The 15,717-nt window shown below is 72.0% G+C and carries 11 protein-coding genes; 10 read left to right on the forward strand and 1 reads right to left on the reverse strand.

Features of this window, described 5'->3' with window-relative positions:
- The first annotated feature begins 330 nt into the window (after nt 1–330).
- From ACLQ27_RS27600 to ACLQ27_RS27640, 9 genes are all read left to right on the forward strand, one after another.
- Nucleotides 331–1,668, forward strand: a complete 1,338-nt coding sequence (locus tag ACLQ27_RS27600; RefSeq protein WP_357498941.1) for a cytochrome P450 — start codon at nt 331–333, stop codon at nt 1,666–1,668.
- Nucleotides 1,665–2,582 carry a terpene synthase family protein gene (locus tag ACLQ27_RS27605; protein ID WP_357498917.1) on the forward strand — a complete coding sequence of 306 codons (918 nt, stop codon included), beginning with the start codon at nt 1,665–1,667 and terminating at the stop codon, nt 2,580–2,582. The genes ACLQ27_RS27600 and ACLQ27_RS27605 overlap by 4 nt, the downstream gene beginning before the upstream one ends.
- Complete coding sequence (locus ACLQ27_RS27610) at nt 2,575–4,179, forward strand: prenyltransferase/squalene oxidase repeat-containing protein (RefSeq protein WP_357576117.1); 1,605 nt, start codon at nt 2,575–2,577, stop codon at nt 4,177–4,179. The genes ACLQ27_RS27605 and ACLQ27_RS27610 overlap by 8 nt, the downstream gene beginning before the upstream one ends.
- Nucleotides 4,180–4,302: 123 nt before the next feature.
- Nucleotides 4,303–6,888: a nitrate- and nitrite sensing domain-containing protein gene (locus ACLQ27_RS27615; protein WP_425869397.1), complete on the forward strand. Its 2,586-nt coding sequence runs from the start codon at nt 4,303–4,305 to the stop codon at nt 6,886–6,888.
- A 91-nt stretch (nt 6,889–6,979) separates the two neighbouring features.
- Entirely contained in the window at nt 6,980–7,402 is a 423-nt protein-coding gene (locus tag ACLQ27_RS27620) for a roadblock/LC7 domain-containing protein (protein ID WP_234588217.1), read from the forward strand.
- Between the two features lie 5 nt (nt 7,403–7,407).
- On the forward strand, nt 7,408–7,794 hold the full coding sequence (locus tag ACLQ27_RS27625) for a DUF742 domain-containing protein (protein ID WP_007462630.1): 387 nt from the start codon (nt 7,408–7,410) through the stop codon (nt 7,792–7,794).
- A complete protein-coding gene (locus ACLQ27_RS27630) occupies nt 7,775–8,386 on the forward strand; it encodes a GTP-binding protein (RefSeq protein ID WP_234588218.1) in 612 nt (203 codons plus the stop codon). The genes ACLQ27_RS27625 and ACLQ27_RS27630 overlap by 20 nt, the downstream gene beginning before the upstream one ends.
- 82 nt (nt 8,387–8,468) lie before the next feature.
- Complete coding sequence (locus ACLQ27_RS27635; RefSeq protein ID WP_234588219.1) at nt 8,469–8,804, forward strand: YciI family protein; 336 nt, start codon at nt 8,469–8,471, stop codon at nt 8,802–8,804.
- Between the two features lie 4 nt (nt 8,805–8,808).
- Nucleotides 8,809–10,068 carry an RNA polymerase sigma factor gene (locus ACLQ27_RS27640; RefSeq protein ID WP_425869400.1) on the forward strand — a complete coding sequence of 420 codons (1,260 nt, stop codon included), beginning with the start codon at nt 8,809–8,811 and terminating at the stop codon, nt 10,066–10,068.
- A 228-nt stretch (nt 10,069–10,296) separates the two neighbouring features.
- On the opposite strand, the gene ACLQ27_RS27645 is transcribed toward ACLQ27_RS27640, so the two are convergent.
- Nucleotides 10,297–13,149 (reverse strand): aconitate hydratase, encoded by a 2,853-nt coding sequence (locus ACLQ27_RS27645; RefSeq protein WP_234588223.1) that lies wholly within the window; start codon nt 13,147–13,149, stop codon nt 10,297–10,299.
- 258 nt (nt 13,150–13,407) lie between these two features.
- Here ACLQ27_RS27645 and ACLQ27_RS27650 point away from each other — a divergent pair, with 258 nt between their 5' ends.
- A complete protein-coding gene (locus tag ACLQ27_RS27650; RefSeq protein WP_425869402.1) occupies nt 13,408–15,666 on the forward strand; it encodes an AfsR/SARP family transcriptional regulator in 2,259 nt (752 codons plus the stop codon).
- The last annotated feature ends 51 nt before the right edge of the window (nt 15,667–15,717 follow it).

The following is a 15,717-nucleotide window of genomic DNA, read 5'->3' on the forward strand; positions in this document are numbered from 1 at the left end:
CCCGGGCCCGCCGTCCCGCGGGCCCTCCGGTGTCCGCGACCCCAACCGGTACGGGTGCGACCTGCACCGGTGCCACATCCTGACAATCCACTCAGGACCCGAGCCCGCCATGGACATCGATGTTCATCGGGCGCGTCGGTGGAATCTCACCGGTCACAGGTCTAGAGGTGCCCCCGATTTGGTGAGATGCTTCCGTCGCCCAGAAGGTGAAAGTTCCACAGTCCCGTCCGGCCGAAGTGGACAACCCAGGCCGGCGGAACGACGAGGAGACGTTGCATGTCCCAGGTGTCCGATGCCGGCCCCGCCCCCGTCAGCACCGAACCCCGGAAGATTCCGCTCCGTCGCGCCCTGCCCGCGCTGATCCGCGACCCGCTCGGCGCGCTGGTCGGCTTCGCGGACGCCGCCGGCGGTGAGGTCGTCCGGCTGAACCTCGGCTCGTTCCGCCCCTACCTCGTCAGTCACCCGGAGCACCTGCAACGCGTCCTGAGGGACAACGTTGCCAACTACACCCGCGACGGCGACGGCCTGTTGTGGCGTCCGGTCCGCCGGATCGTCGGCGACGCCATCCTGGTCGCCGAGGGCGAGATCTGGGAGTCCAGCCGCGGCGCGCTGCAACCGCTGTTCACCGCGAAGCGGGCCGAGACGCTCGTGGACCGGATGGCCGAGGCGATCAACGAGGCCGTCGACGAGTGGCTCGAACCCGCCCGCGACGGCCGCCCGATCGACGGCGGCGGCGAGCTGACCCGGATCGTGCTGCGGACCACCATGCGGGTCCTCTTCGCCGACCGCATCTCGGTGCCGGACGCGCTGCGGATCAGCGCCGCGCTGGACACCGTCACCACCGCGATGCTTCCGCGCCTGCTGGTGCCCTTCGTGCCGTACGCGGTGCCGATGCCCGGCGACCGACGCTTCGCCGAGGCCGTGCGGACCATCGACGAGGTGGTGCTGCCGATCATCCGGGAGGCCCGGGCCCGGCCCACCGACGGCGACGACATCATCTCCACCCTCTGTCGACCGCGCGCCGACGGCAGCGAACCCGACGAGTACGCGATCCGCGGCGACGTGGTCGCGATGTTCTCCACCGCCACCGAGACCACCATCGCCCTGCTCTCCTGGCTGTGGCCCGTGCTGGCCTCCCGACCCGACGTGGCCGAGCGGATGACCGACGAGATCGAGCAGGTCGTCGGCGCGGAACGGGTCGGCCGCGAGCACCTGCCGCAGCTGCGCTACGGCCGCATGGTGCTCGACGAGATGCTGCGGCTCTACCCGGCCGGCTGGATGATCCCCCGCACCGCGGTGCGCGACGACGTGCTGGGCGGTGTGCGGATCAAGGCCGGTGGCACCGTACTGGTCAGCCCGTACGTCACCCAGCGGATGTCGACGTTCTGGGACGACCCGACGCTGTTCGACCCGGAGCGCTTCGCGCCGGAGAAGCCCCGGCGGCGCTACCGCTACTCGTACTTCCCGTTCGGCGGTGGCCCGCACCAGTGCCTCGGTCAGTACCTGTTCCTGCTGGAGGCCCAGCTCATCGTCAGCACCGTGCTGAGCCGTTACCGCTTCCGACTGCGCGAGCCCGTCGGCCTGACACCCCGGCTCGGTGCCTCGCTGCAACCCAAGCAGCGGGCCGAGCTGATCCTCACTCCGGTCGAGCGGCCGGTCGCGTCGTGACCGGGGCGCCGTGGCCGGTGCAGGCCGGGCCCGACGCGGTAGCCGAGCAGGGCCGGGTGTGCGCGCTCGCCGTCCGTGGCGTCCGCGACCTGCAGGGCGTCACCGCTGCCCACCCCGAACTCTTCGACGCCGCGCCGTTCGACGCCGCGCTGCTCAGCTCGGTGGCCACCGCTATCGCGTTCACCGCGCCGTGGCACACCGCCGCCGAACTGCGGATCACCACCCGTACCCTGCTCTGGGTCTTCGCCGCCGACTGGCAGGTCGACTACCTGGCCCGGTCCGCCGACGACGTCCGGGCGATCGTGACCGACTGCCTGGCGGTGGCCGACGGAGCCGCGCCGCCGCCGGGCCGGCACCTGGCGCGGCTGCTGGCCGACCTGCGCGACGAGTTGACGACCGTCCCGGCGTTCGGCCGGCTGCGCCCGATCTGGCGCGACGAGCTGGCGCGGATGCTCGCCGCCGTGTCGCGCGAGTGGGACTGGAAGAACCTGCCGACCGACCCGACCACCGGGCGGCGCCTGCCGGACCTGGACCGCTATCTGGACAACGCGGACAACCTCGCCTGCTCCTTCGTCAACGTCACGCACTGGATCGCCACCGGCGACGAGCGGACCCTCGCCCAGTTGACCGACCTGCTGGACGCCGGACGTGGCGTGCAGCGGGTGCTGCGACTGGTGAACGACCTCGCCACGCACGGGCGGGACGCCGAGTGGGGCGACCTGAACGCCCTGCTGCTGGTCGACGACCCGGCGCGGGTGCACACCCGGCTCGCCGAGCTGACCACCCGGTCCCGCGGCGACCTGGCCGCCCTCGCCGAACGCTGCCCCCGCCAGGCGGACTACCTGCACCGGCAGATCTCCTTCACGGGTGGCTTCTACCAGCTGTCGGACTTCTGGGGGGCGCGCGATGAGTGAGGGCTCCCCGCGCGTACTGGTCGAGCCGGCCACCGACGCCGCGCGCGAGCTGATCGCCGGCCTCGCGCTGCGACAGTGGGGGCAGGTCGCCCCCTCGGTGTACGAGAGCGGTCGGCTCGTTGCCGGTGCGCCCTGGCTGCCGGGGCACCACCAGCGGATCGGGTTCCTGCTGCGCGAGCAGCGCCCGGACGGCGCGTGGGGCCCACCCGAGGGGTACGCCCTGGTGCCCACGCTCAGCGCCACCGACGCTCTGCTCGCCGCGCTGGCCGACGGCGGATGGTCCGGGACGGACCTGCTCGCCCCGGTGGCGCGCGGGCTGGCCGCGCTCGCCGGCCGACTGCTCACCACGCACGCGCGGGCGTTGCCGGACACCCCGGCGCTGGACCTCATCGTCCCGGCGCTCGTCGAGTCGATCAACGACCGGCTGACCCGGCTGGACCGGGCGACCGCCGACCGGCTGCCCCACCCGCCGCTGAGCCTGCCACCGGGGCTCGGCCCGGACCGGTTGCGCGCGGTGCGGGCCGCGGTGGCCGCCGGGGCGCCGCTGCCGACCAAGCTGGCCCACTTCTACGAGCTGCTGGACGCGACACCTGCCGACGCCGGGCCGACCCTCACCGCCGTCGGCGCCTCGCCGGCGGCGACCGCCGCCTGGCTGACCGCCGCCGGCCCGGACGCCGGCCCCGCCGCGCACGCCTTCCTGCGGCAGCTGATCCGCGAGGGTGACGGACCGGTGCCCTGTCCGACCCCGATCACCGTGTTCGAGCGGGCCTGGGTGCTCAGCGGGCTGCGTCGCGCCGGTGTCGCGGTCAACCCGCCGGCCACCGTGCTGCGCACCCTGGCCACCGCCACCGCCGCCGAGGGCGTCGCCACCGGCGAGGGCCTGCCGACCGACGCCGACACCACATCGGTCACGCTCGACGCGCTCGCCCGACTCGGCCACCCCGCCGACCCGGCCAGCCTCTGGGCGTACGAGACGGCGGACGGTTTCTGCACCTGGCCGGGGAGCGAGGACGGCTTCTCGGTCACCACCAACGCGCACGTGCTGGACGCGTTCGGCCAGCACGTGGCCGCGTACCCCGGCGCGGACCCGCGCTACCACCGGACGGTCGAGCGGCTCAGCGCCGTGCTGCCCGCACACCAGCTCGCCGACGGCCCGTGGCAGGACCGGTGGCACGCCTCGCCGTACTACGCCACGGCCTGCTGCGTGCTGGCGCTGGCGGAGTTCGGTAGAGGCGGCGTGGCGGCCGAGGCGGTGGACCGGGCGGCCCGCTGGGTGCTGGACAGTCAACGCGCCGACGGCTCGTGGGGGCGGTGGGGCGGCACGGTCGAGGAGACCGCGTACGCCCTGCAGGTGCTGCTGGCCGCACCGACCGGGGCGCCCCGGGTCGACGACGCGGTGGCGCGCGGCCACGCCTACCTGCACCTGCCGTCCGGCCGGACCGACCGTCCACTGTGGTACGGCAAGGAGCTGTACTGTCCTACTGCGATCGTCCGCGCGGCGGTGCTCGCAGCCTGCCGTCTGGCGTCCGTCCATCTGGCGGATGCCGACCGTTCGGTGGTGGATTGTGGTTACCCGGCAACAAAAACAACAACTTGAGGGGTTGTGTGGACACTGCTAGCGTACGCAGAGCCTCAGCCCCGTACGCCCCGCTGTGGCGGGACGTCGTCTTTCATGATCACCCGTTGATGAGCTGAGTCAACCCCGGCCTGGGACGGTTCAATGCGTTCTCGCGGTACGAGTATCCGCACCAAGGTTGTCGCCCTGCTGCTCTCCCTGGTCGCGCTCTGGATGTTCGCGGCATGGGTGACCCTGCGGGACGGCTTCAACCTGCTCGGTGTCCAGCTGCTCAACAGCAAGGTCTACACGCCCAGTGAGCCGCTGCTGCAGGAGCTCCAGTTGGAGCGGCGGCTGACCCAGGCGTACCTGAGCAACCCCGACGCCGAGCAGCGCGCGACGCTGGAGGCCGAGCAGCGCAAGGCCGCGCAGTTGGCCGAGGACTTCGCCGACTCGGTCCGCAACTGGCAGGTCGACGTGGCCGGCAGCTCGGCGCTCGACGCCCAGCTGGACGCCACGATCGTGCAGATCGACGGCCTGAAGCAGACCCGCGCCGACGTGCTCGCCCGCAAGGTGGACCGGATCTCCGCCGCCGACGCCTACACCGGCGCCATCGGATCGATCTTCCGGATCTACGACGTCACCGGCGGCCTGGACGACAAGGAGATCGCCGCCGACGCGGCGGCCCTGATCCAGCTCAACCGGATGAAGGAGCTGATCTCCCAGGAGGACGCGCTGCTCAGCGGCCTCTTCGGCAACGGCCGGATGAGTGGCCCGGAGTACGCCCGCTACGTCAGCCTGGTCGGTGCCGAACGCTTCCTCGGCGAGGAGACCCGGACCCGGCTCGCCGACGCCGACGAGCGCCGTTACCGGCAGCTCGTCGGGGGCGAGGCGTTCACCCGGCTGCGCGCCGTGCAGGACAGCATCATCCGCGAGGGCCGGCCGGCCACCCAGCTGCCGGTCAGCGCCGAGCAGTGGCGCGGCACCGTCGAGCCGGCGCTGGCCGAGGTGAACGACGCGGTCACCGACGGCGGCGAGGGCATCGTCGGCCGGGCCACCGGCGTGGCCGTGATGGTGGTCGTCCGGCTGGTGCTCGCCACCGGCCTGGGCCTGCTCGCCGTCATCGCCTCGGTCGTCGTCTCCATCACCACGGCCCGGACCCTCCTGCGCCAGCTCGAACGGCTGCGCCAGGCCGCCTGGCAGCTCGCCGACGAGCGGCTGCCGCGGGTGGTCGAGCGGCTCGGTCGCGGCGAGGAGGTCGACGTCGCCACCGAGGCGCCCCCGCTGGAGTTCGGCACCGACGAGATCGGCCAGGTCGGCAAGGCGTTCAACGCCGTCCAGGAGACCGCCCTGAGCACCGCTGTCGAGCAGGCCGAGCTGCGCCGCAACGTCCGCGACGTGTTCCTCAGCCTGGCCCGGCGTACGCAGGCCCTGGTGCACCGCCAGCTCACCCTGCTCGACGCCATGGAGCGCCGTGAGCACGACGCGGAGGAGTTGGAGGACCTGTTCCGGGTCGACCACCTGGCCACGCGGATGCGGCGTAACGCGGAGAACCTGATCGTGCTGTCCGGCTCCACCCCGGGCCGGGCGTGGCGGCGCAACGTCCCCATGGTGGACGTGGTGCGCGGCGCGGTCGCCGAGGTGGAGGACTACACCCGGGTCAACGTGCTGCCGCTCGGGCCCGTCTCACTCGCCGGCCGCGCGGTCGGCGACATCATCCACCTGCTCGCCGAGCTGATCGAGAACGGCCTGTCGTTCTCACCGCCGCACACCACAGTCGAGGTCCGTGGCCAGCTCGTGGCCAACGGGTTCGCCATCGAGATCGAGGACCGGGGCCTCGGCATGAGCGAGGAGGACCTGGCCGCGGCGAACCACCGCATCGTCGACCAGTCCGAGCTGAACCTCGCCAACGCCGCCCGGCTCGGCCTCTACGTGGTGAGCCGGCTGACCGAGCGGCACGGCGTACGGGTCCGGCTCAAGGAATCGGCGTACGGCGGCACGACCGCGGTCGTGCTCATTCCGTTGGAGCTGGTCACCGCGAACGGGACCGACCCGGAGGACTCCGGCGCTCTTCCCGCCGGGCCGACTGCCATCGCCTTGCCGTCGGGGCCGTCCGCCGCCGGTCCCGCCGACGGCGGCCGTTCCGCCAGCCTCTCGTCGGTCGCGGTGGCCGCCGCGGCGACGGACACGAGCGCTCCGGGCCCGGCAACGCCGGTGACCCCCCTCGCCCCGGTGCTGCCCGAGAGCAGCACCCCGACCGAGCAGCAGGTGGACGGGACCGACAGCGAGGTCGTACTCCCCACCCGGCAGCGGACGACCCTGGGCGCCCCGGCGGCGGAGCTGCCCACCCGGGCCCGGCGTGGCCTCGGCCAGCCCGCCCTGGAGGGCCCGACGGTGCCCACCGGCCTTCCCGCGGTGGACCGGGTCGGCCCGAGCGGCGGCGGCAGCGAGCCGGCCGGCGACGGCGGGCCGACCCCGGCGCCCGCCGAGACGGACCGGACCGACTCGGGCCTGCCGGTCCGCGTCCGCCAGGCGAACATCGTTCCCGAGCTGCGCGACGACCCGGCGGCAACCGAGTCCGACGAGGAGGACGTGGCACGGCCGCCGGAGCAGGTACGCCGGATGATGAGCTCGTATCAGACCGGCACCCGGCGCGGTCGGACCGACGCGGCGCGACTGCTCGGTGGCGCGTCCGACGCCTCGGCGAGCGGCACGCCCGAGCCGACCGACGAGGAACCACAAGCCACCTGACCGAGCACCGGTGCTGCGGGTTCCCGCGCGGTGTGACGGTCAAGCCCAAGACGAATACGGCGCAACTGCCGGGCGAGAAGAGGACGACGAAGTGGCCCAGAAGACGGCTTCGAGTGCCGACCTGACGTGGTTGCTGGATGATCTGGTGGGCCGGGTGAAGCAGGCCGAGCATGCGGTCGCGCTCTCCACCGACGGGCTGTTGATGGCTTCCTCGCAGGGGTTGAGCCGCGACGACGGTGAGCACCTCGCGGCGATGGCGGCCGGTATCCAGAGCCTGGCCCGGGGTGCCGGCAAGCGCTTCGGCGGCGGGCAGGTGCAGCAGACCATCATCGAGATGCAGTCGTCGTTCCTGTTCGTCACGGCCGCCGGCCGCAACGCCTGCCTGGCGGTTCTCGCCAGCGAGGACGCCGACGTCGGTCTCATCGCGTACGAGATGGCGATGCTCGTCACCCGGGTCGGCAAGTACGTGGCCTCCCCGTCGCGGGGCGCCGAACAGTCGGCTGGCGAGAGGTAACGGCCATGACGGTGCAGGGGGAGTCCGCAGAGCATCAGTGGGTGGATGACCATGCGGGCCCGGTGGTGCGCCCGTACGCGGTGACACGCGGGCGTGCCCGCCCGGTCACCGGCACGTTCGACCTGATCTCCCTGGTCACTGCGACCCGAGCCGACGTGACGCCGGAGGTGGGTCTCGGTCCCGAGCACCTGGCGATCGTCGGCCTGTGCCAGCGAATACAGTCCGTCGCCGAGATCGCCGCCCACCTCGACCTTCCGGTGGGGACCATCCGGGTGCTCCTCGGCGACCTGGCGGCCCGCAACCTCGTGCAGGTACGCGAACCCCAGACCACGGCCGGTCTTCCCGACAACAGCATCTTCGAGGCGGTAATCAATGGACTACGGGCACTCTGACCGGCCGGCGGGAGCGACGCCACTGCCCACCGCGATCAAGATCCTGGTCGCCGGTGGCTTCGGCGTGGGCAAGACCACAATGGTCGGCGCGGTGAGCGAGACCCGGCCGTTGCGCACCGAGGAGGTGCTGACCGAGACCGGCGTCGGCATCGACGACCTGTCCGGGGTGGAGGGTAAGACCACCACCACCGTGGCGATGGACTTCGGTCGGATCACCATCAGCGACGACCTGGTGCTCTACCTGTTCGGCACACCCGGGCAGGACCGGTTCTGGTTCGTCTGGGACGAGCTGGCGCTGGGCGCGATCGGCGCGGTGGTGCTGGCCGACACGCGCCGACTGGCCGACTGCTTCCCGTCGATCGACTACTTCGAGGGCCGGGGCACCCCGTTCGTCGTGGCGGTGAACTGCTTCGAGGGTGCCCGCAAGTACCGGCTCGACGAGGTGCAGACCGCGCTGAACCTGGACCCGGGCGTGCCGGTGCTGCTCTGCGACGCCCGTCAGCGCGAATCCAGCAAGGAGGTGCTCGTGACCCTCATGGAGCACGCCATGAAGACCCGCGAGGCCCGCCGGCGGGCTGCCGGCACGGACTGACGGAGTTTTTTCGGGAGGCTGTCCGGAACGGCTGCGCCCGTTCGTCATGCTGGCGACACCCGGACACACGAGGGAGCGCCAGATGAAGTTCATGATGTTCGTCTGCACCGACACCGCACCGGACACGGACCCGACCGAGCTGCCCGACATCCACAAGTGGGTGGCGGAGAACGACTCCCGTGGCCGACGCCTCACCGGCAACGTGCTGGCGCCGACCAGCGCCGCCACCATGGTCCGCGTCCGCGACGGCGAGCTGCTCGTCTCCGAGGGGCCGTTCGCCGAGACCACTGAGGTCATCGTGGGCTTCGACCTGCTCGACTGCGCCGACCTCGACGAGGCGATCGAGGTGGCGCGCACCCACCCGATGGCGCGGGAGGGGCGGCTCGAACTGCGCCCGTACGCGGACCTGTCCGCCTGATCGGATGAGCCGCACCGACACCACCACCGGTGCGCCCGACAGCGTCGGCGCGGCCGCGGCGGCGCAGGCCGTCGCGGCCGCCGGCGCGGACGCGTACCCCCGGATCGTCGCGACCCTGATCCGACTGACCGGGGACTGGGCGTTGGCCGAGGACTGCGCGCAGGAGGCGCTCACTGTCGCGCTGGAACGCTGGCCCGGCGACGGCGTGCCGGGGAACCCGGGCGGCTGGCTGCTGACCGTCGCCCGCAACCGGGCGATCGATGTGCTGCGCCGGACCGCCGTCGAGCGCCGCAAGCTGCACGAACTGGCGGTGCTCGCGCCGGACGACGCGTGGCCCGAGACCCCGGCGGGAAGGGACGTGGTGGACGACCGGCTGCGGCTCATCTTCACCTGCTGCCATCCCGCGCTCGCGATCGAGGCGCGGGTGGCGTTGACCCTGCGGACCGTCTGCGGGGTGCCGACCGCCGACATCGCCCGGCTCCTGCTGGTCAGCGAGTCGACGATGACCCGCCGGCTGACCCGCGCCCGGACCCGCATCGCGCAGGCCGGGATCCCGTACCGGGTGCCGAGCGGGCCGGCGCTGGCCGAACGGCTGCCCGGCGTCCTCGCCGTGCTGTACCTGCTGTTCACCCGGGGCTACGTCGTCGACGGCGAGCCGGCCTTCGCCGACGAGGCGGTCCGGCTGGCCCGGCTGCTCGAGGAGTTGATGCCGGAGCAGTCCGAGGTCGCCGCGTTGCTGGCGCTGCTGCTGTTCCAGCACTCCCGCCGGGACGCCCGTCGGGACGCCGCAGGCGACCTGCTCACCCTTGAGCGCCAGGATCGGGCGCGGTGGGACCATGCGGCCATCGCCGAGGGCCGGGCCGCCCTTGCCCGGGTACGCGATGACGGGCCGTACGCGTGGCAGGCCCGGATCGCCGCCTGCCACGCCACCGCGCCGTCCGCCGACGACACCGACTGGCCGACGATCGCGCGGGCCTATGACGCGCTTGCCGACATCCGGGCCTCGCCGGTGGTCGCGCTCAACCGCGCCGTCGCGCACGGCTACGCGTACGGGCCGCACGCCGGGTTGGGCGTGCTCGACGCGGCGCAGGCCGGGGGAGGGTTGGACGGCAACCCGCTCGCCGTGGCGGTGCGGGCCGATCTGGTCGCCCGGCAGGGTGACCGGCCGCGGGCCGCCGCGCTGTTCCGGGAGGCCGCTCAGATGGCCGGTTCGACCGCCGAGCACCGTGCGTTGCTCGACCGGGCGGACGAACTCACCCGGTAGGACGGGTGGGGGTCAGCCGCGCCTGCCCCGCACCAGGAACCGGGTCCAGGCCCCCCGGGCCGGTTCGGCCGGTGCCATGGAGCCACGGGACGCCGAGATCTTGGACAGTTTCCGTTCGCCTCGAACGGAAACTGTCCAAGATCTCGTGGTTGGCGCGCTGGGGCGGCGGGAAGACGACGCAGGCTCCCTTCCGCTTCTGCGGAAAGGAGCCTGGCGCGCGTCGGTACGTCAGTTGGCGATCATGCGGCGCAGCACGTACTGCAGGATGCCGCCGTGGCGGTAGTAGTCCGCCTCACCCGGGGTGTCGATCCGCACCACTGCCTCGAACTCCACGCCGGTGTCGGTCGTGACCGTCACCGTGCGCGGGGTGTCGCCGTCGTTCAGGGCCGTCACACCGGTGATGGTGAACATCTCGGTGCCGGTCAGGCCGAGCGACTCGGCGGTGACGTCCACCGGGAACTGCAGCGGCAGCACGCCCATGCCGATCAGGTTGGAGCGGTGGATCCGCTCGTACGACTCGGCGATGACCGCCCGGACGCCCAGCAGCATGGTGCCCTTGGCCGCCCAGTCCCGCGACGAGCCCGACCCGTACTCCTTGCCGGCCAGGATGACCAGCGGGATGCCCGCCTCCTGGTAGGCCATCGAGGCGTCGTAGATGGAGGTCTGCTCGCCGGTGAGGTGGTTGACGGTGAAGCCGCCCTCCACCCCGGGGACCAGCTGGTTGCGCAGCCGGATGTTGGCGAACGTGCCCCGGATCATCACCTCGTGGTTGCCCCGGCGCGAGCCGTACGAGTTGAACTCGTGGCGCGGCACGCCGTGCTCGGCGAGGTACGTGCCGGCGGGGGAGTCGGCCTTGATCGCGCCGGCCGGCGAGATGTGGTCGGTGGTCACCGAGTCACCCAGCTTGGCCAGCACCCGCGCGCCCGAGATGTCGACGACTGGGCTCGGCTCCTGCTGCATGCCCTCGAAGTACGGGGGCTTGCGCACGTAGGTCGAGTCGCTGGCCCAGGCGAACGTGTCGCCGGTCGGGGTGGGCAGCGACTGCCACCGCTCGTCACCGGCGAAGACGTCGGCGTACGCGGCGCTGAACCCGGTCGCGCCGATCGCCTGGGCGATGACGTCCTGGATCTCGGCGCTGTTCGGCCAGATCTCCCGCAGGAAGACCGGGTTGCCGTCGCTGTCCTCACCGATCGGCTCGTTGGCCAGGTCGATGTCCATCGTGCCGGCGAGGGCGTACGCCACCACCAGCGGCGGGGACGCCAGGTAGTTCATCTTGACGTCCGGGTTGATCCGGCCCTCGAAGTTCCGGTTGCCCGACAGCACCGAGACGACCGACAGGTCGTGCTCGTTGACCGCGGCAGACACCTCCTCGGGCAGCGGGCCCGAGTTGCCGATGCAGGTGGTGCAGCCGTAACCGACCAGGTTGAAGCCGAGCTTGTCCAGGTACGGCGTCAGGCCGGCGCGCTCGTAGTAGTCCATGACGACCTTGGAGCCCGGGGCCAGGGTGGTCTTCACCCACGGCTTGCGGGTCAGGCCCTTCTCCACGGCGTTACGGGCCAGCAGGGCCGCGCCGATCATCACCTGCGGGTTGGACGTGTTGGTGCAGGAGGTGATGGCGGCGATCACCACGGCGCCGTGGTCCAGCTCGTACTCAACGCCGTCGGCGCCGGTGACCCGGACCGGGTTGGTGGCCCGGCCGCCGGCGCCCACCGCTGCGGTCTCCAGGTCGCGCGGCTCGTCGGCCGGGTCGCTGAAGTCGTTGGCCGGCGGGTCGCTGGCCGGGAAGGACTCGGCGCTGGCCTCGTCGGCCGGGCCGTTCGCGCCGCGCGGCAGCTCCTCACGGGGCACACCCGGCTTGAGGTCACGCTCGACGGTGGAGTCGTCGGCGACGTAGTCGGTGAGCGCCGAGCGGAACAGCGTCTTGGCGGCACCCAGCGGCACCCGGTCCTGCGGGCGCTTCGGGCCGGCGAGCGACGGCTCGATGGAGCCCAGGTCCAGCTCCAGGCGCTCCGAGTAGGCCGGCTCCGCGTCCGGGTCGTGCCAGAGGCCCTGCTCCTTGGCGTACGCCTCGACGAGCGCGACCTGCGCGGCGTCGCGGCCGGTCAGCTCCAGGTAGCGGATCGTCTCGGAGTCGATCGGGAAGATCGCCACGGTGGAGCCGTACTCGGGCGACATGTTGCCGATGGTGGCGCGGTTGGCCAGCGGCACGGCGCTCACGCCGGGGCCGTAGAACTCGACGAACTTGCCGACCACACCGTGCTTGCGCAGCATCTCGGTGATGGTCAGCACCAGGTCGGTGGCGGTGGTGCCGGCCGGCATCTCGCCGGACAGCTTGAAGCCCACCACGCGCGGGATCAGCATGCTGACCGGCTGGCCGAGCATCGCGGCCTCGGCCTCGATGCCGCCGACGCCCCAACCCAGCACACCCAGGCCGTTGACCATCGTGGTGTGCGAGTCGGTGCCGACCACGGTGTCCGGGTACGCCTGGCCGTTGCGCTCCATGATGGTGCGGGCCAGGTACTCGATGTTGACCTGGTGCACGATGCCGGTGCCCGGCGGGACGACCTTGAACTCGTTGAACGCGGTCTGGCCCCAGCGCAGGAACTGGTAGCGCTCCTTGTTGCGCTCGTACTCCAGCTCGACGTTGCGGGCGAACGCGTCCTCGCGGCCGAACAGGTCGGCGATCACCGAGTGGTCGATGACCAGCTCGGCGGGGGCGAGGGGGTTGACCTTGGTGGCGTCGCCACCCAGCTCCCGTACGGCCTCGCGCATGGTGGCCAGGTCGACCACGCAGGGCACGCCTGTGAAGTCCTGCATGAGCACCCGCGCCGGGGTGAACTGGATCTCCACGCTCGGGTCGGCGGTGGGGTCCCACCCGCCGAGCTGCTCGATGTGGTCGGCGGTGATGTTCGCGCCGTCCTCGGTCCGCAGCAGGTTCTCCAAGAGGATCTTCAGGCTGTACGGCAGCCGCTCGTGGCCGTCCACCTTGTCGATCTTGAAAATCTCGTAGCTCGCGTCTCCGACGCGTAGCTGGGTCTTCGCACCGAAGGTGTCGAGGCTCGCCACGTCGTACTCCTTCACACCAGCGACCGTGAGTAGTCCTGAGCAGTCTGTCGCACCGGCCGGGGTGCCGCCGAGGTTAGGTGACACTTACCGCCGATTCCGCTCTTCAACAAAACCGTACGTCCGTCTTGCTATTCGCGCAACCTCGGCTCAGGTCTCGGGACGAACGTTGCCGGAATCACGTCACCTCCCGTCGACTTGCCGGACTCCTCCCGTGCGCCTTGCGGACCTAGCCTGTCTGCCCGGCTACTGCCGGCTGCTTCGGGGGAGGTTGGCGTGGAATTCCGTCTGCTTGGGCCGGTCGAGGTGCTGGGGCACGGGCGGCTCATACCGCTCGGCGGACGCAAACGACGAACCCTGCTCGCCACACTGTTGGTCGAGCACGGGCGGGTGGTATCGACCGCGAAACTGGTCGATGCCGTCTGGGGTGCCGCACCCCCGGGCACCGCCCGCGGCGTTCTACAAACGTACGTCTCGGCACTGCGCCGGACACTGATCGGGCCGGACGGGGCGTCGGCGATCGTCACCCAGTCCTCCGGCTACCTCCTTCAGGTCAACCCTCAGACAGTGGACCGCGACGTCTTCGAACGGCTGGTGGGGCTGGGTCGCGCGGCGCTGGCGCACGGTCGGTCCGGCGAGGGCATCCGCAGGCTGCGCGCCGCCGATGACATCTGGCGAGGTGTCGCACTCGACGACGTCGATCACCACGCGCTCTCCGCCGAGGTGCTGCGGCTGGAGGAGCTGCGGCTGACGGCTGTCGAGGAACGGGTCGCCACCGAGCTCGCCCTCGGCCACGTCGAACAGACGTGCGCCGAGCTGACCGGCCTGGTCGGCAGCCATCCTTACCGGGAACGGCTGCGCGGCCACCTGATGACGGCCTTGGCCATGATGGGACGCCGCTCCGACGCGTTGGCGGTCTATCGGGAGGCACGGGCTCTGCTGATCGGGGAGATGGGCATCGAACCAGGCCCCGAACTGCGGAACATCCACGAGCTGCTGCTGCGCGAGGACGAGGCGCCGCCGCCAGGGCCATACCCCGGACAGCGGCAGCGGATCACCAGCACCGCGGCGACCAACCAACCCGACGGCACCCGCGCAGCCCCGATCCGTCCGGCACAACTGCCACCGCAGCCCGTGGACTTCACCGGCCGGCGTGCCGTGGTGGAGTCGCTCGTGCAGACCATCACCGCGCCGGTCGGCCGCGGCACCCGGCCGGTCGAGGTCATCGTCGGCAGAGGCGGCGTGGGCAAATCGGCGCTGGCGGTGCGCGTCGGTCACGAGGTGTGCGACCACTACCCGGACGGGCAGCTGTACGCAGACCTGCGCGGCCTCAGCGACACTCCGCTCGAACCTCTTGACGTCCTCGGTGGCTTTCTCCGGGCACTCGACGTCGCCGCCGAGGCGGTGCCCGAGACCCTGGCGGAGCGGGTCCAGCTCTACCGGACCCGTACCGCCGGCCGGCGCCTACTCGTGCTGCTCGACGACGCGGGCAGTGAGAGTCAGCTCCGACCGTTGCTCCCCGCGGCTCCCGGTTGCGCCGTGCTGGTGACCTGCCGCACCGCTCTCGGCGGACTGGACGGGATCCGTTTGACCGAACTCGACGTGCTCGAGACGGCTGAAGCCGCCGAGCTGCTGGACCGGATCGTGGGCAGCGGCCGTACCCGGCAGGAGCCGGACGCGACACGGGCCATCGTCGAGCATTGCGGCGGCCTGCCCCTGGCGATCAGGGTGGCCGGGGCCCGGCTGGTGGGCCGGCGGAACTGGCCACTGGAGGTCCTGGCCAGCAGGCTTGCCGACGAGCGCCGTCGGCTGGACGAGCTCGCCGCTGGGGACCAGGAGGTTCGGGCCAGCTTCGCCCTCAGCTACCAGACCCTGGACCCGTCGGCGCAGGCGGCCCTGCGGCTGTTGGCAGTTCTCGGGGCACCGGACTTCGCCTCGTGGACGGTCTCTGCCGCGCTGAGCCTGTCCGAGACGGCGGGAGAGCAACTACTCGACCGGCTCGTCGACGCCTGGCTGGTCGACGTCGTACCGACCGGAAGCCGCGAGCAGCCCCGGTACCGGCTGCACGAGCTGGTTCGGCTCTTCGCGCGCGAACGGGCCGAGATCGAGGACCCGGACGACCTGCTGCGCCAAGGGATAGGGGCGATCGCCGCTGCCGGCCTGCACCTGATCGGCGCGGCGTCGCACCCGGCGCCGTCCGGAGAGTTCCTCGCCTGGCATCTACCGGCGGACGGGTCCCCGTTCGACACGGCAGTCCAGACGGCCCTGTCCCACCCCGCGCTGTGGCTCGCCCGGGAGCGCGCGACGCTCGACGCCGTGGTCACCGCATGTGCCGCGTACCGGCTGGACGACCTGGCCCGCGAGGTGGCAGGTGCCCTTACCGGCTCGACCTCCTCGGGCCCGGACGGGCGACATCCGTCGACCCACACCGGCGCGGCCAAGCGGCGACCGTCGCCTGGCCTCGGCGCCGTGTGCGCTGCAGAGAAGCTCCAGATCCGCTGTACCTGCCGAGGCGCCGAGCTGCAGCGTTCCTGAAGGGAGCCGGAGCACCCTCACTGGCAGGAATTGGCCAGTCGAAGGGATCCC

This window comes from Micromonospora sp. DT63, assembly GCF_049841615.1.
GTDB lineage: Bacteria > Actinomycetota > Actinomycetes > Mycobacteriales > Micromonosporaceae > Micromonospora.

Excerpts from the sequence above, each read along its gene's own strand:
- ACLQ27_RS27610 (WP_357576117.1), top strand. The coding sequence starts at position 2,575 with ATGAGTGAGGGCTCCCCGCGCGTACTGGTCGAGCCGGCCACCGACGCC.
- ACLQ27_RS27615 (WP_425869397.1), top strand. The coding sequence starts at position 4,303 with ATGCGTTCTCGCGGTACGAGTATCCGCACCAAGGTTGTCGCCCTGCTG.
- ACLQ27_RS27625 (WP_007462630.1), top strand. The coding sequence starts at position 7,408 with ATGACGGTGCAGGGGGAGTCCGCAGAGCATCAGTGGGTGGATGACCAT.
- ACLQ27_RS27630 (WP_234588218.1), top strand. The coding sequence starts at position 7,775 with ATGGACTACGGGCACTCTGACCGGCCGGCGGGAGCGACGCCACTGCCC.
- ACLQ27_RS27635 (WP_234588219.1), top strand. The coding sequence starts at position 8,469 with ATGAAGTTCATGATGTTCGTCTGCACCGACACCGCACCGGACACGGAC.
- ACLQ27_RS27640 (WP_425869400.1), top strand. The coding sequence starts at position 8,809 with ATGAGCCGCACCGACACCACCACCGGTGCGCCCGACAGCGTCGGCGCG.